Annotated in this window: 20 protein-coding genes; 13 read left to right on the plus strand and 7 right to left on the minus strand. The window is 61.6% G+C overall.

Annotation, left to right across the window (positions count from 1 at the left end):
• The first annotated feature begins 53 nt into the window (after nt 1-53).
• From ACKAMS_RS10255 to ACKAMS_RS10270, 4 genes are read left to right on the plus strand one after another with little or no spacing between them, the layout of a single operon-like run.
• Nucleotides 54-488, plus strand: a complete 435-nt coding sequence (locus tag ACKAMS_RS10255) for a hypothetical protein (protein ID WP_031331451.1) — start codon at nt 54-56, stop codon at nt 486-488.
• Nucleotides 485-748: a hypothetical protein gene (locus ACKAMS_RS10260; protein ID WP_019745914.1), complete on the plus strand. Its 264-nt coding sequence runs from the start codon at nt 485-487 to the stop codon at nt 746-748. The genes ACKAMS_RS10255 and ACKAMS_RS10260 overlap by 4 nt, the downstream gene beginning before the upstream one ends.
• Entirely contained in the window at nt 736-1,380 is a 645-nt protein-coding gene (locus tag ACKAMS_RS10265; RefSeq protein WP_020909606.1) for a TetR/AcrR family transcriptional regulator, read from the plus strand. Before ACKAMS_RS10260 ends, ACKAMS_RS10265 begins: the two co-directional genes overlap by 13 nt.
• Nucleotides 1,381-1,390: 10 nt before the next feature.
• Complete coding sequence (locus tag ACKAMS_RS10270; RefSeq protein ID WP_141488175.1) at nt 1,391-2,029, plus strand: DUF5701 family protein; 639 nt, start codon at nt 1,391-1,393, stop codon at nt 2,027-2,029.
• On the opposite strand, the gene ACKAMS_RS10275 is transcribed toward ACKAMS_RS10270, so the two are convergent.
• On the minus strand, nt 2,026-3,459 hold the full coding sequence (locus ACKAMS_RS10275; RefSeq protein WP_070795461.1) for an amidase: 1,434 nt from the start codon (nt 3,457-3,459) through the stop codon (nt 2,026-2,028). The two genes, ACKAMS_RS10270 and ACKAMS_RS10275, sit on opposite strands and share 4 nt — an antisense overlap.
• Nucleotides 3,460-3,527: 68 nt before the next feature.
• Between ACKAMS_RS10275 and ACKAMS_RS10280 the strand changes: the two genes are divergently transcribed.
• Genes ACKAMS_RS10280 through ACKAMS_RS10290 form a run of 3 tightly spaced genes read left to right on the plus strand, consistent with a single transcriptional unit; the run spans nt 3,528 to nt 6,378 of the window.
• Complete coding sequence (locus ACKAMS_RS10280) at nt 3,528-4,160, plus strand: TetR/AcrR family transcriptional regulator (RefSeq protein ID WP_408988974.1); 633 nt, start codon at nt 3,528-3,530, stop codon at nt 4,158-4,160.
• On the plus strand, nt 4,157-5,011 hold the full coding sequence (locus tag ACKAMS_RS10285; RefSeq protein WP_408988975.1) for an alpha/beta fold hydrolase: 855 nt from the start codon (nt 4,157-4,159) through the stop codon (nt 5,009-5,011). The genes ACKAMS_RS10280 and ACKAMS_RS10285 overlap by 4 nt, the downstream gene beginning before the upstream one ends.
• Before the next feature lie 56 nt (nt 5,012-5,067).
• The gene (locus ACKAMS_RS10290) at nt 5,068-6,378 is read left to right on the plus strand and encodes a DUF222 domain-containing protein (protein ID WP_408988976.1); all 1,311 of its coding nucleotides are present in this window, start codon (nt 5,068-5,070) and stop codon (nt 6,376-6,378) included.
• A 98-nt stretch (nt 6,379-6,476) separates the two neighbouring features.
• Here the strand turns inward: ACKAMS_RS10290 and ACKAMS_RS10295 are convergent, their stop codons facing one another.
• Both ACKAMS_RS10295 and ACKAMS_RS10300 read right to left on the minus strand, forming a co-directional pair.
• Complete coding sequence (locus tag ACKAMS_RS10295; RefSeq protein ID WP_283567293.1) at nt 6,477-7,175, minus strand: type 1 glutamine amidotransferase domain-containing protein; 699 nt, start codon at nt 7,173-7,175, stop codon at nt 6,477-6,479.
• A gap of 200 nt (nt 7,176-7,375) precedes the next feature.
• Nucleotides 7,376-7,546, minus strand: coding sequence for a hypothetical protein (locus ACKAMS_RS10300; protein ID WP_021333309.1), 171 nt, complete (start codon nt 7,544-7,546; stop codon nt 7,376-7,378).
• Between the two features lie 152 nt (nt 7,547-7,698).
• Here ACKAMS_RS10300 and ACKAMS_RS10305 point away from each other — a divergent pair, with 152 nt between their 5' ends.
• Nucleotides 7,699-8,112 (plus strand): hypothetical protein, encoded by a 414-nt coding sequence (locus tag ACKAMS_RS10305; protein ID WP_408988977.1) that lies wholly within the window; start codon nt 7,699-7,701, stop codon nt 8,110-8,112.
• A 15-nt stretch (nt 8,113-8,127) separates the two neighbouring features.
• Here ACKAMS_RS10305 and ACKAMS_RS10310 read toward each other — a convergent pair whose 3' ends face one another.
• From ACKAMS_RS10310 to ACKAMS_RS10320, 3 genes are all read right to left on the minus strand, one after another.
• Nucleotides 8,128-9,402: an RNA polymerase sigma factor gene (locus tag ACKAMS_RS10310; protein WP_211918435.1), complete on the minus strand. Its 1,275-nt coding sequence runs from the start codon at nt 9,400-9,402 to the stop codon at nt 8,128-8,130.
• A 3-nt stretch (nt 9,403-9,405) separates the two neighbouring features.
• Nucleotides 9,406-9,834 carry a YciI family protein gene (locus ACKAMS_RS10315; protein ID WP_007735729.1) on the minus strand — a complete coding sequence of 143 codons (429 nt, stop codon included), beginning with the start codon at nt 9,832-9,834 and terminating at the stop codon, nt 9,406-9,408.
• A gap of 159 nt (nt 9,835-9,993) precedes the next feature.
• Complete coding sequence (locus tag ACKAMS_RS10320) at nt 9,994-10,587, minus strand: hypothetical protein (protein ID WP_355332742.1); 594 nt, start codon at nt 10,585-10,587, stop codon at nt 9,994-9,996.
• A 93-nt stretch (nt 10,588-10,680) separates the two neighbouring features.
• Between ACKAMS_RS10320 and ACKAMS_RS10325 the strand changes: the two genes are divergently transcribed.
• Both ACKAMS_RS10325 and ACKAMS_RS10330 read left to right on the plus strand, forming a co-directional pair.
• On the plus strand, nt 10,681-11,652 hold the full coding sequence (locus ACKAMS_RS10325; RefSeq protein ID WP_283307856.1) for an alpha/beta hydrolase: 972 nt from the start codon (nt 10,681-10,683) through the stop codon (nt 11,650-11,652).
• A gap of 9 nt (nt 11,653-11,661) precedes the next feature.
• The gene (locus tag ACKAMS_RS10330) at nt 11,662-12,741 is read left to right on the plus strand and encodes a helix-turn-helix domain-containing protein (RefSeq protein WP_317559111.1); all 1,080 of its coding nucleotides are present in this window, start codon (nt 11,662-11,664) and stop codon (nt 12,739-12,741) included.
• A 22-nt stretch (nt 12,742-12,763) separates the two neighbouring features.
• On the opposite strand, the gene ACKAMS_RS10335 is transcribed toward ACKAMS_RS10330, so the two are convergent.
• Complete coding sequence (locus ACKAMS_RS10335; RefSeq protein WP_046379565.1) at nt 12,764-13,663, minus strand: LysR family transcriptional regulator; 900 nt, start codon at nt 13,661-13,663, stop codon at nt 12,764-12,766.
• Between the two features lie 141 nt (nt 13,664-13,804).
• Here ACKAMS_RS10335 and ACKAMS_RS10340 point away from each other — a divergent pair, with 141 nt between their 5' ends.
• From ACKAMS_RS10340 to ACKAMS_RS10350, 3 genes are read left to right on the plus strand one after another with little or no spacing between them, the layout of a single operon-like run.
• Nucleotides 13,805-15,241 (plus strand): FAD-binding oxidoreductase, encoded by a 1,437-nt coding sequence (locus ACKAMS_RS10340; protein ID WP_408988978.1) that lies wholly within the window; start codon nt 13,805-13,807, stop codon nt 15,239-15,241.
• Between the two features lie 13 nt (nt 15,242-15,254).
• Complete coding sequence (locus ACKAMS_RS10345; RefSeq protein ID WP_141488169.1) at nt 15,255-15,896, plus strand: histidine phosphatase family protein; 642 nt, start codon at nt 15,255-15,257, stop codon at nt 15,894-15,896.
• Nucleotides 15,896-17,080 (plus strand): winged helix DNA-binding domain-containing protein, encoded by a 1,185-nt coding sequence (locus tag ACKAMS_RS10350; RefSeq protein WP_408988979.1) that lies wholly within the window; start codon nt 15,896-15,898, stop codon nt 17,078-17,080. Before ACKAMS_RS10345 ends, ACKAMS_RS10350 begins: the two co-directional genes overlap by 1 nt.
• The last annotated feature ends 21 nt before the right edge of the window (nt 17,081-17,101 follow it).

Below are 17,101 nucleotides of genomic sequence, written 5' to 3' on the forward strand. Positions count from 1 at the left end.
TTTCCAGCGCTGATACTTTATGACGACACCTCGTCATAAAAAGGAGAAGGCCCGTGACAACACCGACGTCCGCAGCATGGGGATCTTCGGAGGAGCCTCTGACCGTGGTGCGGAAAGCCGGTCTTCACGGACTGCGGTGGACGGCCTGGCTGGCCGGCGCGACGGGCCTCGCACAATTGGTGTCGATCGGGCTGAACCTAACCGACACCGTCCACGGAATCGTCCCGACCACGTACCCGCCTGTAGACGTGGCCTGCAGCGTTGTCGCGCTCGTTCTCCTGGTCAGCCTGCTTGTCGGCCGACCCGACGGCCCCGCGATGTTGTCGGGTCTCGCCCTCCTCATGGCCATGCTGATGGCGCCGACCCTCCACAAACATGCACCCGAGTCGCTCTGGCTGGCGGGTGCACACGCCGTTTCGGTCGTCGCCGTCATCATGCTGTCCGTGATGACTTCGAGGTTCTCCAGTGCCGAGTTGGATCGGCCGTGACACCGGATTCACCTCTCTCACTTGCAGCCGAAGAATGGATCACCGATCTGACTGCCGCGGAGATGGAGCGATTGCGCAAACGCACGACGCTCACCGCCGCCGAGGCGCAGGAAGTCTGCCGATCCGTACGCTCGATCGCGCAGCAGATGATGCTTGTACCCGTCTCGATGTGGCAGGGTGATCCACGCCTTGTTGCGGATCTGTTCGACCTCCCCGTGACCATGAATCAGACACAGGAGGATCGACCATGCCGAAGCTGACCGGTGGCGCGACAACCGCAGAACACAAGATCGCGACCCGAGAAGCCATGTTGGACGCGTTCATTCGCGAACTTCACGAGCAGGGCTGGCAAAACGTGAAGCTGCAGACTGTGGCCCAGGCAGCCGGTGTCTCACGGACCGCGGTGTACAACTACTTCCCCGACAAATCTGCGTTACTGCTTGCCTGGTCCACCCGGGAGATGGACAGATTCCTGCTCCTGGCCGAGCGTGAACTCGCGGATCGCGAGAATCCTGTCGACCGAATCGAAATCCTCGTCAAACTGACGCTCGTCGAGTTCTCACTGCAGCGATTCACGGGAATCGCGTTGGTCGAATTGCTGTCTGCGCAAGATCGCGAAAGTTTCCTCGAACATATTGTCCCGCTGTCGGTTCTGGTAGAACAGCTCGTCCAGGAAGGTGTCGACGCCGGCGTCTTTGTCGATTCCGATGCTGCCGCGTCCGCGCAACTCATCCTCGCCTGCGTGGAAAGCCGTCGCCCGATGCTCATGGCCGGCGACCGAGTGGACACTGTCGTGGCGACCACCGTCCCGTTCATCATGCGCGCGTTGGGCGTCTCGTGGCCGACTTCCCTCACCGCCGATCCCACCGATCGGCCTGCTCACGATCGGTAGGATCGCAGGTATGCACTTCGACCTCCCGCCCATCGATCAGCAGGCCGAACGATTGATCGAACTCGGGGTACACGAGATGGCCGGGCTTTCTGCCGGCGACGTCAGGGCAGCCGCCGCAGCCGGACAAGGTGAGGTGGGACTGCTTACCGTGCACGAAAAACTCGCTCCAGCTTCCATTTTGACTCCCCTGCTCGAGCACAAGAACAAGCGGGGCTTCATTGTCGTCGACATGGCCGACGTCGATCTGTTCGCTCCTACCGAGCCGGCCGCGTTGCCTGATACCGCGATGTATCTGCTCGGTGAAGTCGACCGCGGGGATCACCTGGCCAATTGGAGCCCGGACGAAGCACTTCCCGCGATCGTTGATGCCGACCGTACGCCGCTGACCCTCACCGAAGGCATTCACTGGCTGTTGCAGCGCCCCGACGTCCTCGAACGCGGAAAGTGCTTCATGACGATCGGCTCCCGATTGCGTAAGCCTGACGGAACTTTCGACACCAGAACCCCGGCTGTGTGGATCAGCAACGGAACCGGCCGGGACGGCAAAGACAACCGCAACGCCCCGAAAGTCGGGTGGTGTTGGTGGGGTAACCGCCACACGTGGTTGGGGTTTGCATCGGCCGGCGGGCGGACGTCGCTCCCGGGTTAGAGCACGGTTGCGCGGTCGAATCGGTATCGATCCTTCCACGGCATCGCGTTCTCCAGCATTGCAGCGGCAGAGAGCAATTCTGCGTCGCAACCCCATTTCGCCGAGATCATCACGCCGAGTGGAACACCGTCTTCCGTCCAACCGAGCGGCAAGCTGATCGACGGGAATCCAGTTGCGTTGGCGACGATGGTGTTTCCCGTGAAAGCGACCATGTCGATCAATTCGGTCGCGGGGTCTTCGTCATTACGTAGCTCACCGACTGCCAACGGCGGTGTTGTCACCGTCGGAGTGACAACAAGATCGGCGTCGGCGTAATCCAGGCTCCACCGCCGCGCCCATGCCTGAACAACTCCGATTGCCGCGGCCAGATCGCCCGACGGCACTTCGTTTGCTCGAACACGTAAGTGCTGCACTATCGGACGGAGAAGGTGTTCGTACTCTTCTGGAATGGGCTTGGTGCCGGCCAAGGACGAGAACATCGTGGTGAAGGCATCGACGAAGGCGTCGTCTCGGACCTGAGGACGTTCGAACACGTTGTGTCCCAGGCTCTCGAGAACGACGCCCACCCTCGATACCGCCTCGGAGACTCGTGGGTCCACCGTGCCGCCGGATACCGAGCCATGAGCGAGGGCGACCGTCAGGGGGCGAGAGTGCGACCCTTCTGCCTGGACGACAAACTCTTCGAACGACTTCGGCCGGGGCGGGTGAATCGTCCCGGCGCCAGGCCGCGTCGCCAGAACATCCAGCAGTGCAGCGGTATCGCGAACCGTTCGGGCGATCGGCCCCTTGCTCGCAAAACCGAAGTTGTCGTGACCTGCCACCCCCATCGTGATCAGACCGCGACTCGGCTTGAGGCCCACGACTCCGCACGTACTTGCCGGTGAACGCAACGACCCGGCGGTGTCACTTCCCTGAGCAAACGGCACCAGACCAGCGCCGACCGCGGCCGCGGCGCCACCACTGCTACCGGCAGCACTTCGTGTGCGATCGAACGGACTGCGGGCGGGCGGAGCAACTTCCGGCTCGGTGTAACACGCCGCCCCGAACTCGGGCACCGTCGTCTTGCCGATGTCGATCAGCCCACCTTCTCGGATCGCCTCGACGATCTCGTCATCGGCGTCCGGCACGAAGTCCCGAAAGAGCGCCGATCCGAAGGTCGTACGGATGCCGCGAGTCGCGTCGAGGTCCTTGATGGCCGTCGGGACGCCGAACAGGCGCGGAAGCGGTCCGGCGTCCCGCTCGTCCAACCTTCGCTGGGCCTGCTCGGCGAGTTCGATCGCATGTTCCCCGGCGATCGTCGTGAATGCACCCACGTCATCGGAAGTGGTCGCACGATCGACGAAGTACCGGGCCACCTCGGGGATCGAGACCTGCTTCGCGGCGATCACACCGGCGAGTTCGACAGCGGACAATTGATGGAGATCAGTCATCGGGCAGCACTCCTTGTAGGTCAATCGACACTTGTAATTTCGATACGCGTATCGCTATTGTTGTCAGCATGGTATCCGAATCCGCCGGCTCTGCAAGGGCCGGTCGACCAAAAGCATTGAGTCACAGACAGATACTCGATGCTGCGGCCGAGATCGCCGATACGGACGGCCTGGACGCGGTCTCATTTCGAGTGCTCGCCGAGCGACTGGGCATATCGCCGATGTCCGTCCACCGCACTACCGGCGGCATCGACGCGTTGAGGCGAGACCTGATTTCCACCCTCGTGGGAGAAGCCGTCTCGTCGATCGACTGGCCGACCGACTGGCGCGGGGTTGCCCGCACGTTCGCCTACGGTCTACATGACCTTCTGATGAGGCATCCTCTCGTTCTGGAAGCCCATCGGCAGGCATCACTGGAAGCACCCGGTGCCGACGATACCGCCCACCGAGTCGTGCGAGCGCTTTCGCAGGCCGGCCTCGATGACGAACAGGCCACTTACGCGTACGGCGCCGTGCATGATTTCGTGACCGGACACGCCGCAATTCAATTGGGACGCGGAGCTTTCGACAGTGCACCCGCCGATCGACGCGAGGCATCGGTGTTCGCGCTTCATCACGATCCCGCCCGAAGGTTCGAATTCGGAGTCACGTTCATTCTGGATGGCGTGGCGTCGATCGCGCAGCGAGGAAGCACAAAATGACAAGTAGCGTGGCGACAACCGAAATTCGTGGCACCTCGGGGCGCCGTATCGCGTTCTGCGAGTACGGCGATCCGACTGGCCGGCCGGTAGTCGTGGTTCATGGATCACCTGGCAGCCGATACGAGGGGCTCTCACTCGACAACGCGGCTGCGACGGCGGGTCTACGGCTGATCGTCCCCGATCGCCCCGGCTTCGGGCGCACAGATCCACACACGGACAAGGGATTTCATTCCTGGGACGACGACTACGTCACTCTGATCGATCATCTCGAGTTGGACTCGGCCACACTGATGGGCTTCTCCGGAGGAGGCGGTTACGCGCTCGCAGTCGCCGCGGCCGTACCCGAACGAGTCTCGAAATTGGTGCTGGCATGCGCCATGATTCCCGGAGCCCCACGAGATACTTTGCGGCGCAGGATAAAACTGGTATCGGCGCTGTACTTTGCCGCCAATTGGGCTCCCCGCATGGCTGGCGCAATGCTTGCGGGAACCGGAGTGTTCTCCAAGTTGCGCAGCGACTCCGTCTCGATCTGGCCGGCCGCCGATCAGGCCGTCATGACCGACGAGTCGCATCGCCCTGCTCTCCAATTGGATTCATCCGAAGGGATCGCACAGGGCGGATCCGCAGGGGTTGTCGACTTGGCTCGGTACCGCCACGAGATGCCAGGGTTGTTTCAATCCATCTCGGTACCAACGGTTTTCCTGCACGGAACCGATGACAGGAACGTACCCATCGAAGTTGCCCGCTGGGCCCACTCGATGATCCCCCACTCTCGCTTCGAAGAGGTCAGCGGGGGCGGTCATTTGTTCGTAGTCGCAGACCCCACTCCACTCATTCGCGCCCTCACATAACCTCTTGACTCGAACTGATGTTCGAGTATTATTGGGGGTGGGGATCGGGGGATTCAATGAGTGTCTTGTTATCGGATGTGGTGTCTGGTTCTGCGGTGGGGTTGCGCGGACGTCTGTGGCGGTTGTCTGCTTCTGAATTGCATACCGCTGCTATCGAGGCGAGTGCGGAGATTCTGCGGCTCGAAGCTGTGCGTGTGGCGGTGGTGGACGAGTTGTCGTTGCGGCCCGATGATCAGGTGATCGCCAGCCGCGGGGTGGGTGCGTGGTTGGCGGCCAACACGATGCTGCAAATCCGGGACGGGAAGAAGATCGCCGCCCTGGGTGCTGCACTACGGCCGTTTCCCGCGGTGGCTGCCCGGTTCGATGGCGAGGACTGCTCGTTCGAGCACGCGGTGTTGATCGTGGCGTTCTGCGAGTCACCACCGAAGGGCATGCCGGAGGAAGCGCTCCCTCGCTGTATCGACTTGTTGCTGGCTGCCGCTTCCGGTGTCGAGGCCACGACCACGAAGGTCCGCAACGTCATCGCGACCTTGGAGCGAGTGTTCGAATCCGACGAGATTCCGCCCGCCGAAGACATCGACCTCAACGAGCTCCGGATCGCGTCGACACTGAACGGCCGGGTGGTGGTGCGCGGAGATTTCGACGCCCTCACCGGTGAAATGCTGCTCTCCGCCCTGTCGAATCTGACGACGCCCACCCCGGCACCCGATGGAACCCCGGATACCCGGTCGGCAGCGAAGCGGACCGCGGACGGGTTCACCGAACTGATCCGCCGGTATTTGGACTGCGCCAAGACCGGCACGGATGGTGGGCAGCGGCCGCACGTGAATGTTCACATCAACGCCCGCGATCTCGCGGAGCATCGGGACTGCGCCGCCGCGCCCTCGCCCGATGGTGGTGGTGGTGGAGCGACTGTATCGGATCTCGATGTCGGGCACATGCCCTGGCTCGGACCACTCTCGGTCTCGCAGACCAGGCTTCTCGGCTGCGACTGTTTCCTGTCCACCGTGCTGCTCGACGACCACGGGGCGCCGCTCGATGCGAAACCCGGAAAGCGATTAGTGTCCGCGGAGCAGCGAGTGGCGTTGATCGCCCGAGACAAAGGCTGCGCGTTCCCCGGCTGCACGTGTGTACCGGCCTGGACCGACGCGCACCACATCCGGCACTGGGCCAACGGCGGCCCGACGGTGATGAACAACCTTGTCCTACTGTGCCGTTCACATCACCGGCTGATGCACCGGAAATCCGGGTTCGTCGGGAAGTGGATGATCCGCATCGGCGTCGACAACAAACCGTGGTTCATCCCACCACCCTCGATCGACCCGCAGCAGCACCCGCGGCCGGCGAACACCACCTTCAAAACCTGAGGACGAACCTCAGGCACAACAGAACACGGCCCGGCACCGCATCGAAGGAGTCCTCGATGCGGTGCCGAAAGCCGTGCTCAGGCCTAGCCGGTGATCGTTCAGCCCAAGTCGGCGACGATCCGCTCGGCGAGCGGCTTCGACGAAGCCGGATTCTGGCCGGTGTATAGCTTCCGGTCCACCACGACATAAGGCGACCAGGCGTCAGCCTTCGAGAATTTGCCGCCCAACTCGCGTAGCCGAGTTTCGAGCAGCCACGGAGCCTTGTCCGCCAGACCAGCCTGCGTCTCCTCTTCATTGGTGAACGCCGTCAGCTGATAGCCGTCGAACAGCCAGCTTCCATCGGATCTCTGGGCGGGCAGAAGTGCCGCCGGTGCGTGACAGACCGCCGAGACCACCTTGTCGGCGTCCAAGAACTTCACCAGAAGCTCGCCGAAGGATGCCGACACCGCAAGATCTTCCATCGGTCCATGTCCACCTGGCACAAAGACCAAATCGTAGTCGGCAGCATCGGCGTTCTCCAGAATCTCCGGCGAATCCAGCACCGGCTGCAGATCGGCGATGTACTTGCGCATACGATCAGCGCCTTCTTGCCCGCCGTTGACCTCGGGCGCCAGGCTTCCCTCATCCACAACGGGGGCTTTACCGCCAGGCGTCGCGATCACGATGTCGTAGCCGGCCTCGACGAAAACGCGATGCGCCTCGACCAGTTCTTCCGCCCAGTATCCGGTTGGGTGGGCTGTCCCGTCGTTCAGCGTCCAGTGATCTGCAGAAGTGACTGCAAACAACAGCTTTGTCATCGCGCAACCTTTCGTCGTAGTCAGGAACCGCCGTAGCCAGGAACCCCGAGATACGGAACCCCGGCGAACGCTCCCTTGGATGAAACGCACTCAACCGGAGGGAATTCCGCATCGGCCATTCCAGTGCGACTTCTCACCAACGGGGCATGCAACCCGTCATACCCACATTCCAGCTCGGATATTTGGGTCGAACCGTGCGATCAGGTCAGTACGAAGGCCACGGCAAAAAGTGTCCAGGCGGCAGCAAGAACCGTCGACGCCGCAGTAACTGCCCCGGTCACGGCAGGTCGAGTGCTGCAGTTGCGCGCCGCGATGATCCCGACCGTCATCAAGGTCAGCGCCATCAGGAATGACAGAACCACGATCTTCACCAGCAACCCCTTCGACGTCGGCCAACAGAACCGAAGGCCATTTAGATAGTACACAAATAGATCGCGCATTAATCAAATGGAATAAGTCAGGAAATTCTTGACAACATTCAATTGAAACTGTCAGGCTATACCTGACGAATGGAGAACTTCTCATGCAAGATCTGATCGAGACCGCCCTGACCGCAAAGATCGAGACCGCCGCAACTTCGACGGTCAACGCCGGAATCGCCGAGGCCGGCGCGCAGGCGGACAAGATTGTCGGAACGGATCCATTACCTGGCAGCCCCGAATGGGAGGCAGAACAGGACACCGACATCCCGGCGCAGCGTCAGATGGCTTGGCAGTTGGCAAGTTTCCGGATCCAGCTCGCCGCAGGCATCGATTCGACGGCAAGCGTCATGAGCCTGCGAAGATTCGGCGCAACATGGGCAACCATCGGCCGCGCTGCCGGAATGACCCGTCAGTCCGCGCATGAACGGTGGGGTCGACGTGTATCGGGCATGCTCGATCCGTACGGGGTCGGGATGCCGCCCATGGTGCCGAATGATGATCCGACTCAGCCCTGACTACCAATCGTGTGACTACTGATCCGACAGCAGCGCATCTGCTTTCGCGACCAATACTGCACGCTCACGCTCGTTCCCGGCCAGCCTCGCTGCTTCGAAGAGTTCGGTTCTAGCCTCCTCGGATCGGCCGAGCTGACTGAGCAACTCCCCCCGAACACTGGGAAGCAGGTGGTAGCCGGTCAATTCACCTGAAGCGACAAGCTTGTCGACGAATTCGAGCGCAGGGCCAGGACCGTATGCCATGGATACCGCCGCCGCATGATTGAGGTCGACCACGGGCGATGGGGCCAGTTGCGCCAACGCCTCGTAGAGGATGACTATCTTCTTCCAATCGGTGTCATCGAAAGTTGCTGCTCGCGCATGACATTCGGCTATCGCTGCCTGCAAACCGTACGGGCCACGTCCACGCCCGACGGCGTCAGCTCGTTCCAGCGCCGCAAGCCCGCGCGAGATCTGTAGGCGGTCCCACCTAGTCCGGTCCTGGTCCGCCAGCAGGATGGGCTCACCTGTCGAGGTTGTCCGAGCGCCGAATCTCGAGGCTGTCAGCTCCATCAACGCGACAAGGCCGTGTACCTCGGATTCCCCGGGGACCAATTCGGCGAGTATTCGCGCGAGCCGCAGAGCTTCAGCACTGAGGTCCGCCCGCATCCACTCGTCCCCCGAGCTGGCTGCATAACCTTCGTTGAACACCAGGTACAGGACTCCGAGGACGGCGCTCAACCTGCTCGAAAACTCTTCTCGTCCTGGAACTTCGAAAACCGCTTTCGAAGCGGTCAACGCCTTCTTCGCACGGACGATCCGCTGCTGAACTGTCGCGGTCGGCGTCAGGAACGCCTTCGCAATTTCTTCGGTGGTCAACCCGCCCACAACCCGAAGAGTCAAGGCCACCTGAGCTTTTCGATTCAACACCGGGTGACAGGCGATGAACATCAGCCGGAGGACGTCGTCGTCGATCCGATCCGGATCCCAGCTGACGTCGTCGAAATGCGAAGCGTCGTTCTCGAGTTCACGCGCAAAGTGGGCGTAGCGCTCGTCCAGCCTCTCACGTCGTCGCCACCCGTCGATTGCTCGACGCGTCGCAACGGAAGTCAGCCAGGCAGCGGGATTTCGGGGAACTCCGGTGGCAGGCCACTGCTCGACAGCTTCGAGCAGAGCCTGCGCTGCCAGGTCTTCGGCGAGATCAAGATCTCCGACGGTGCGAGTCAACGTGGCGACGATCTTCGCGGATTCGATTCGCCAGACCGCGTCGACAGCCTTTCTCGTTTCTTCTCGCACCGCCTCGTCGGTCATGGTTCAGCCTGCGACCGGACGATCGGTACCGAGCTCTTCGCGCCAGCCGGCTTCCTTCTGGATGTACTCGTTGTCCTGATCGAAGTCCGACATCTCGCTCACGCGGCGCACCTCGAGCTTGCTTCCCGGCCCGAGCGGGCAGCGCTTCGCCCATTCCAAGGCTTCGTCTTTGGTCGACGTCTGAATGATCCAGAATCCCGAGAACAACTCCTTCGTTTCGCCGTACGGGCCGTCGGAGACCAGCGGCGGATCGGACTCGAAATCGACAATGAATCCCTCCTCCATCGCCAATCCCTCACCTGCCAGCAAGACACCGGCCTTGATCAAGGATTCGTTGTATTGCCCCATCGCGGCGATGATCTCGTCGAAGTCCATGTCCTTGGATGCTTCGATGGCTTCGTCGGTGGAACGCATGATCAGCATGTACTTCATGAGAATCTCCTTCGTTTGTGGACCGCTCATTCGGTCCCTCTGCCTACACGTCGAACGACAAAGACGCCGATCGACAAACTTCCGAAACTAATTTTCGAAGGACAAATCCGCCGGTCGAATACGTTGCCCACGGTATCGGCAGAAAGGTCGTCTGGCAGCTCAGAAATCGAGAAATCCTGGCACGACTTCAACGGCGTGCCCGGCCGCGTCAGCGCTCCCGTAGAAATACACCGAGCCGTAGCCAAACAGGTATTCCTCGACGAACTCGGGTTGCGGCTCGGCAACCACCGGCCATCCCTCTTCATTGATCTGGAACAGGAAGCGATGCCCGTCCGCCTCGACGGCATCGGCGTAGGACGGTTCATTTTGTATGAGTACCGGTTGCGGCGCGATCAACACCAACGGCATCACTTCGTCGTCTGCGGGAAGATTGACCAACGCCGCGCTCCCCAGGCCCTCGTGAGTGCCGGCAGATTCCGCACTTCGTGATGACGGCGGGTGCAGGACTGCCCTGACCCCGATGTCCGGGTATTCGAGGTCGTCGTCGCCGATGGAGAATCCCCGACGGATGAAGACGGAAAGCTCTCGCGCACCGAGCCACGGAGCCGTGTGCGCCCCGAGCGTCAAGAGATACTCATGCGTCTGCAAAATCGGCTGACCAGCGAAAACCTGCGGCGGGCGTCCACCAATCCTGGACCCAACTTCCGAATCGCTCGAACCCACCCCGAGATGTACTCTGTCCACCGGCGTCATCCTAGGGAGATCCGACGGGCGTCGGAGGAAGGCTCTCCGATTTCCTACAAACCACTGGTGACGTAGGCCACATTCAGGCTCGATGATGAGTGCATGACAACATTCCCCACTCTCGACCCCGAACTCGCCGCAGCGCTCACCATGCTCCCGAAGGTGGACTTCGCTGACCTCCCCAACGCGCGGGCCACCTACGACGCTCTGATCGGCGCCATGTTGGCCGACCTGTCATTCGACGGAGTCTCGCTTCGTGAACTGTCCGCTCCTGGCCTGAACGGCGATCCGGAGGTCAAGATTCGTTTCATCACCCCGGACAACACCGCCGGCCCTGTCCCCGTTCTGCTCTGGATCCACGGCGGCGGATTCGCAATCGGCACCGCAGAGTCCAGCGATCCATTTTGTGTCGAGGTAGCACGCGAACTCGGATTCGCCGTTGCAAACGTGGAGTACCGCCTCGCCCCCGAAACCTCCTTTCCCGGCCCCGTCAACGACTGCTACGCAGCACTCCTCTACATCCACGCCCATGCCGAGGAACTGGGGGTCGATCCCAGCCGCATCGCAGTGGGCGGGCAGAGCGCAGGCGGCGGATTGGCCGCAGGCACTGTCCTCAAAGCCCGCGACGAGGGCGTTGTGCCTGTGGCATTCCAATTCCTCGAAATTCCTGAACTCGACGACCGTCTGGCGACGGTCTCGATGACGAACTTCGTCGACACACCGTTGTGGCACCGCCCCAACGCCATCCTGTCGTGGAAGTACTACCTCGGCGAGTCGTATTCAGGTCCCGAAGATCCTGACGTCTCCATTTACGCTGCACCGTCCCGGGCGACCGACCTCACCGGTCTGCCGCCGACCTACCTGTCCACCATGGAACTCGACCCGCTCCGCGACGAAGGAATCGAATACGCCCTTCGACTGCTGCAAGCGGGAGTCAGCGTCGAATTGCACTCCTTCCCCGGAACCTTTCACGGGTCGGCACTAGTGGCGACCGCAGCGGTCAGCGAAAGAGGTGCCGCCGAAGCCCTCACTGCGCTCCGGAGAGGGTTGCGTTCGCTGTCGCCTGTCTCGTAGCGTTGCGAGATGCAAGGACTGATGTACCGGCTTGCCGAGCTCGATGCAGACTCGGCAGGCCTGGTACGTGTCATCGATTACTTCGACACGCTCGTGCGGCACGGCTCCGACACTGCATCTCTGCTTCGCGCGAGCGCGCAGTTGGCGGACTGCGTTGTAGGTATCGAGATCGTGGAACACGGTAGAAGCAAGAAGAATTTGCGCCGATGTGACCCACGCGGCCGATGGTCACCCGAACCCCAGTTCCCTCCGAGCATGGCCAGGGACATCGCTGTAGACGACGAGGTTCTCGGGAAGGTATGGATCGAGCGTCCTGGTGCGCACTTGCCGCTCGACGAAATGCTCGTCGACCGAATGGCCCTGACCGCAGCGATAATCCTGCAACCCCGGCGCTTGCCTACCGAAGCCGAGCACACTCGAAATCTGTTGTTCCCGATGGATGAACTCGCGGTGCTCACCTCCTGCGCCGGTCTCGGTATCGAACCCCAAACCCCAGTCCGTGTCATGGCAACCAAGGCAGTCTCAGACACGGCCGACGGCACTGCACACCTTGTTATTTCGCAAGATTGCACACCTGGCAAAGCCGTTGGGATAGAAGCTGATGGCGAGTATCTGAATCTCGTGGCGGGTTCGTTCGCACCGACACCCGAGCTGTCCGAGTCAGCACTGTCGTCATCCATTCGCGCCGGAATATCTTTGGCTGCTTCCGCTTCCGAAGTGAATACAATACTCAGCACTGCACGATTCGCTCGCGCACAGGCGTCAGCAACAACACCGATCGTGAACGCTGACGATCTCGGTGCCCTCAACCTCCTGGCACCGGGATCACACATCGATCACTCGCGAATACCGGATCTGGTTCTTGCCGTAGAGATCGGCGATACCAAACAGGGATTAGAACTACTCGAAACCTTGAGGGCATACCTGCAATCCGGAACATTGAGGGCCGCAGCCGATTCCATGCATCTTCATCACAGCAGCGTCGCGCACCGATTGGCAAAGCTGTCCCAGCACGTCGGATTCCACGTCGACACCATCGAGAACCGGGCACGCGCAACGGCCATGATGCTGGTCCTCGATGGCGGATAGGGCCCACCGCGCATCACTTGTGCTACACAGTGGTTGACGATCTTTCGCGTTCGGCGAGCGCAACGAAGGGTGCAAGCGCGGGATTCGGGTTGTCCGGACGGTAGGTCACGGCAACTTCGAGAGTCGGCTGCATACCGGCGATCTCACACAGATGAATACCCGGGATTCGGAGCATCCGGGCCCGCCCCTGCGGGATCGGCGCAATTCCCACCCCGTCCGAGACGGCGTGCAAAACCTGCTCGTCGTCAGCCTCGAATCGAACGATATTGGGAGTGCTGTCGGGCCAAAGTTGTTCGAGCGTACGCGAATACATCCCGGGTGCATTCGCCTCGGGCCAGAATACGACGGGGATGTCCACCAAATCTCCGAGTTCGAGTGTCGTTCGATCCCCGAACGGATGATCCACGGGAACGGCGACCAGGATAGGTTCGGTGTCGAGGACGATCAGGGGAAGTTCACGATCGTCGTCATCGAGCGGCGGTCGCACAACCGCGATGTCGACGGCTCCGGTTCGGACGAGGTCGACAGTCTGCGCCGAAGTGCCCCGGTGCACGACAACTTCGACGCCTGGATAGAGCTTGCGATAAGTGCTGACCAGATCTCCGACGGCGCCACCCGCCCACGAACGGGTGTACGCGATGCGCAGTTCCCCGTCCACACCGCGTGCAGCCAATCGAATTCGTTCGACCGCCCGGTCTGCGCACCCGAGCAAGAAGCGTGCCTCCCGTACCGCTACCCGCCCCGCGTCGGTGAAAGTGAACTGCGGACCTCGGCGATCCACCAGAGGAACTCCGAGTTCGCGCTCGAGAACCTTGATCTGCTGACTGAGTGCAGATTGCGCCACGTGAACGTTCGCGGCGGCGCGAGTGAAGCTGCCGTGATCCGACAGAGCAATCAGATAGCGGGCGCGCTGCAGGTTCATACGGCGATTATAAGAAGAACAGATGGTGGTGTCACTACTTGGTCTTGGACAGCGCATCACCTGAGGTCGGAGGATCGAGTGCAGGTTGTTCCACCGCTCGCCTCCCGAAAAACTGTCCCCCGAACGATCACAAGGTTGAACATGAGCCCCCGAACACTCGTCGAAGCACGCGAACCTGCAACGGACGCGAGGTTCCTCGGCACCCTCGCAGAGATCGTCAGCGCCCTCGCAGAGATCGTCGGCGAAGCGCACGTCCTCACCGATCCAGAGCTGATCGAGGGTTACACACGCGACTGGACGGGACGTTGGATCGGTGACGCAATAGCTGTGGTCCGTCCGGCCGACACCGCCGAAGTGTCCGCCGTCGTCACGACCTGCTTCGAGGCCGGGATTCCCATCACCCCACAAGGTGGAAATACCGGACTGGTCGGTGGCGGAATACCGTCGGCTGGATCAGTGGTGCTGAGCACCAGGCGCTTGGATTCGATCGAGACCGTCGACCCCATCGGCCGGACAATCGCGGCCGGTGCGGGCGTGACCGTCGCTCGCGCCGACCTGGCGGCCTCCGCACACGGCCTCCGATTCGGAATCGATTTGGCATCAAAGGAATCCGCGACCCTCGGCGGCATCGTCGCAACCAACGCCGGCGGTACCCGAATGGTCCGATACGGAAATACACGGGCACAGATACTCGGGATCGAGGCAGTACTTGCCGATGGTTCGGTACTGAGTAGATGGACTCCACTCGTCAAAGACAATGTCGGATACGACATCCCAGGGCTTCTTGCGGGCAGTGAGGGAACGCTCGCGATTGTCACCAAGGTCCTGATGAAGTTGGTCACCCCGGCGACCGACACCCAGGTCGTGCTCGCGGGTGTGCGCGACGTCGATCAAGCGCTGCAGCTGTGTAATCGAGTGCGCCAGAGCGGGTTGACCGTCGAAGCCGCCGAAATCATGACCGACGACGGCATCTCCCTCGTCTGCGCACACACCGATGCCCGTCGCCCGTTCGGAACACCGTCACCGATGTACACCCTGATCGAGGTGTCATCGCCGCGCGAGACGGAAGAGTCACTCCTCGAAGTTCTCTCCGCCTCTGCCGATCTCATCGAGGACGCGACAGTCGAGCCTGGCCCCGCTCGAAAACTGTGGACTCTGCGAGAAAGCCATACCGAAAGCATCAGCGCTTCATCGACGACTCCGGTGGTCAAACTCGACATCTCCGTCCCCTTGTCCGTGATGGGCATGTTCATCGAGAGCCTCCGCGAAGTACTCACCGAACGATTCGTCCATGTGCGTCCAATGTTGTTCGGACACTTCGCCGACGGGAATATCCATGTGAATCTTCTTGACGCCGAACCGAGCATCGCCCACGAACTGACCGATACGGTCTTCGAACTCGTCTCCGCCCATCACGGAAGTATCAGCGCCGAGCACGGGATCGGTCGCGCGAAGTCACCGTGGATAGCGCTGGGGCGCACGGAAACCGACATCGCCGCCATGAAGCTGATCAAATCGTCCTGGGATCCGCGTGGAATCCTCAATCCTGGAATACTGTTGCCCGAAACGGTCGAGTAACAAAAGGGGTCTCGTGCAGGATCTTTACGTCGTCACTCATCCTCATGCCGAACACACAGCACAGGACATCGTCGGAGGTTGGCACAATTCGGTTCTCACGCCCGCCGGCAGGCGCGATGCAGAGTTGATCGCCGAAGAGTTGAAACGTCGACGCACAGGAACTTCGCGCCCGATCCGCATCACCTCTTCCGACCTCGAACGGTGCGCCGAGACATCCGCGATCATCGCCCGGACACTCGATGTTCCGGCGACAACAGACTCTCGATTGCGCGAAATCAGCTTCGGAGAAGCCGAAGGGCGCCCGAACTCGTGGCTGACCCAGCGGCAGGTTCCGGCTCCTGACAACAACCGCCTCGATCACCGTGGCCCCGTTGCCGGTGCCGAAACCCGCCGCGACATCGCATCAAGGGTCGGCGAGTGCATTCGCGAACTGATGACCGAACTCGATCACGATCACATCGTCGTAACACACGGATTTGCACACACATTCGTCGTCTCCGCCTGGCTGCAGATCCCCGTCGAAGCCACAGGGTTTGCGAACTTCGCGACCACGCCCGGGGCCATCACACATCTCCAACACGACGACTACTGGCGCAATCGAACTCTCGCGCAACTAGCCGATACGACGCACTTGGCCTGTGGCACGATGGCCTGATGCGCCATGTTTCCGACGACGAACGCCGTGCACGCATAGGAGTACGTCATGCGCTGGCGCCTTCGTTCCGCGTCGATTCTCCGGAAGCTGCAACGCGGGCGATGACGGTACTGCACGCCACCGAATCAGCGACTGTCTATCTGTCTTGCTGGGCGAGGGTTCGGTCATTGGACGCCACTGACGTCGACAACGCCTTGTACGACCAACGCAGTCTCGTGAAGCAATTGGCTATGCGCCGCACGCTCTTCACCTTTCCCCGAGACTTGCTGCCGGCCGCGTGGTCGAGTGCGTCCGCCCGCGTCGCGAACACCGAGCGCGCACGAATGGCCAAGGATGTCGTCAAGGCCGGAATCGCCGTCGACGGCAACGACTGGCTCGATCGCGCGCGGGCGGAGGTTCTGACACTGCTCACCGATGCCCCTGAAGGCCTTTCGGCACTCGAGGTCCGTCAGGCAGTACCGATGATCGACGTCAAGGTCGAGGGTTCGGCAGGTGAAATCTGGTCGGCACCCAGGGTTCTCACGCACCTCGGGGCGACCGCAGACATCATGCGCGGCGCCAACACCGCCCGATTCCCCGTCTCACGCCCACTGTGGACTCTCACTCGACACTGGCTCGACGACGCCCCCATCGATCTCGAATCTGCAGACGGATACCGAGAAATAGTCCGACGCTGGCTCCACTCCTTCGGACCGGGGACGGAAGACGACATCGTCTGGTGGCTGGGCTCGACCAAGACGGTCGTCCGGGCTGCCCTCGCCGAACTCGAAGCCGTTGCAGTCTCACTCGACGGTGGCGACACCGGCTGGTTGCTACCGGACGACGACGCCACGGTGTCTGATCCAGGTCCTTGGGTGGCACTCCTACCGGTGCTCGACCCGACGATCATGGGGTGGAAGAACCGTGACTTCTACCTCGGCCCGCACCGCAACCAACTCTTCGACACCCGCGGTAATGCCGGCACCACCGCTTGGGTCGACGGTCGTGTCGTGGGCTGCTGGATCCAAGACGCCGCCGGAGTGGTCCACGTTCGAGTACTCGAATCCGTGTCCGCGGATGCGCAACAGGCGCTCGACGCCGAGGCAGTTCGTCTGACCGAGTGGCTGGGTGGCGTCAAGATCGGCACCGGTTATGTCTCGCAGGCTATGAAGCAAGCGGTTGGAATTGCTGCAGCTACGCCTTGACGACGCAACCAGAACACTGTT

It is taken from the genome of Rhodococcus sp. 5A-K4 (assembly GCF_046097995.1).
Taxonomy (GTDB): Bacteria; Actinomycetota; Actinomycetes; order Mycobacteriales; family Mycobacteriaceae; genus Rhodococcus_F; species Rhodococcus_F erythropolis.

Bases quoted from the DNA above. Each gene is read 5' to 3' on its own strand.
- ACKAMS_RS10265 (WP_020909606.1), top strand. From the start codon at position 736: ATGCCGAAGCTGACCGGTGGCGCGACAACCGCAGAACACAAGATCGCG.
- ACKAMS_RS10270 (WP_141488175.1), top strand. From the start codon at position 1,391: ATGCACTTCGACCTCCCGCCCATCGATCAGCAGGCCGAACGATTGATC.
- ACKAMS_RS10275 (WP_070795461.1), bottom strand. From the start codon at position 3,459: ATGACTGATCTCCATCAATTGTCCGCTGTCGAACTCGCCGGTGTGATC.
- ACKAMS_RS10280 (WP_408988974.1), top strand. From the start codon at position 3,528: ATGGTATCCGAATCCGCCGGCTCTGCAAGGGCCGGTCGACCAAAAGCA.
- ACKAMS_RS10285 (WP_408988975.1), top strand. From the start codon at position 4,157: ATGACAAGTAGCGTGGCGACAACCGAAATTCGTGGCACCTCGGGGCGC.
- ACKAMS_RS10290 (WP_408988976.1), top strand. From the start codon at position 5,068: ATGAGTGTCTTGTTATCGGATGTGGTGTCTGGTTCTGCGGTGGGGTTG.
- ACKAMS_RS10295 (WP_283567293.1), bottom strand. From the start codon at position 7,175: ATGACAAAGCTGTTGTTTGCAGTCACTTCTGCAGATCACTGGACGCTG.
- ACKAMS_RS10305 (WP_408988977.1), top strand. From the start codon at position 7,699: ATGCAAGATCTGATCGAGACCGCCCTGACCGCAAAGATCGAGACCGCC.
- ACKAMS_RS10310 (WP_211918435.1), bottom strand. From the start codon at position 9,402: ATGACCGACGAGGCGGTGCGAGAAGAAACGAGAAAGGCTGTCGACGCG.
- ACKAMS_RS10315 (WP_007735729.1), bottom strand. From the start codon at position 9,834: ATGAAGTACATGCTGATCATGCGTTCCACCGACGAAGCCATCGAAGCA.
- ACKAMS_RS10320 (WP_355332742.1), bottom strand. From the start codon at position 10,587: ATGACGCCGGTGGACAGAGTACATCTCGGGGTGGGTTCGAGCGATTCG.
- ACKAMS_RS10325 (WP_283307856.1), top strand. From the start codon at position 10,681: ATGACAACATTCCCCACTCTCGACCCCGAACTCGCCGCAGCGCTCACC.
- ACKAMS_RS10330 (WP_317559111.1), top strand. From the start codon at position 11,662: ATGCAAGGACTGATGTACCGGCTTGCCGAGCTCGATGCAGACTCGGCA.
- ACKAMS_RS10335 (WP_046379565.1), bottom strand. From the start codon at position 13,663: ATGAACCTGCAGCGCGCCCGCTATCTGATTGCTCTGTCGGATCACGGC.
- ACKAMS_RS10340 (WP_408988978.1), top strand. From the start codon at position 13,805: ATGAGCCCCCGAACACTCGTCGAAGCACGCGAACCTGCAACGGACGCG.
- ACKAMS_RS10350 (WP_408988979.1), top strand. From the start codon at position 15,896: ATGCGCCATGTTTCCGACGACGAACGCCGTGCACGCATAGGAGTACGT.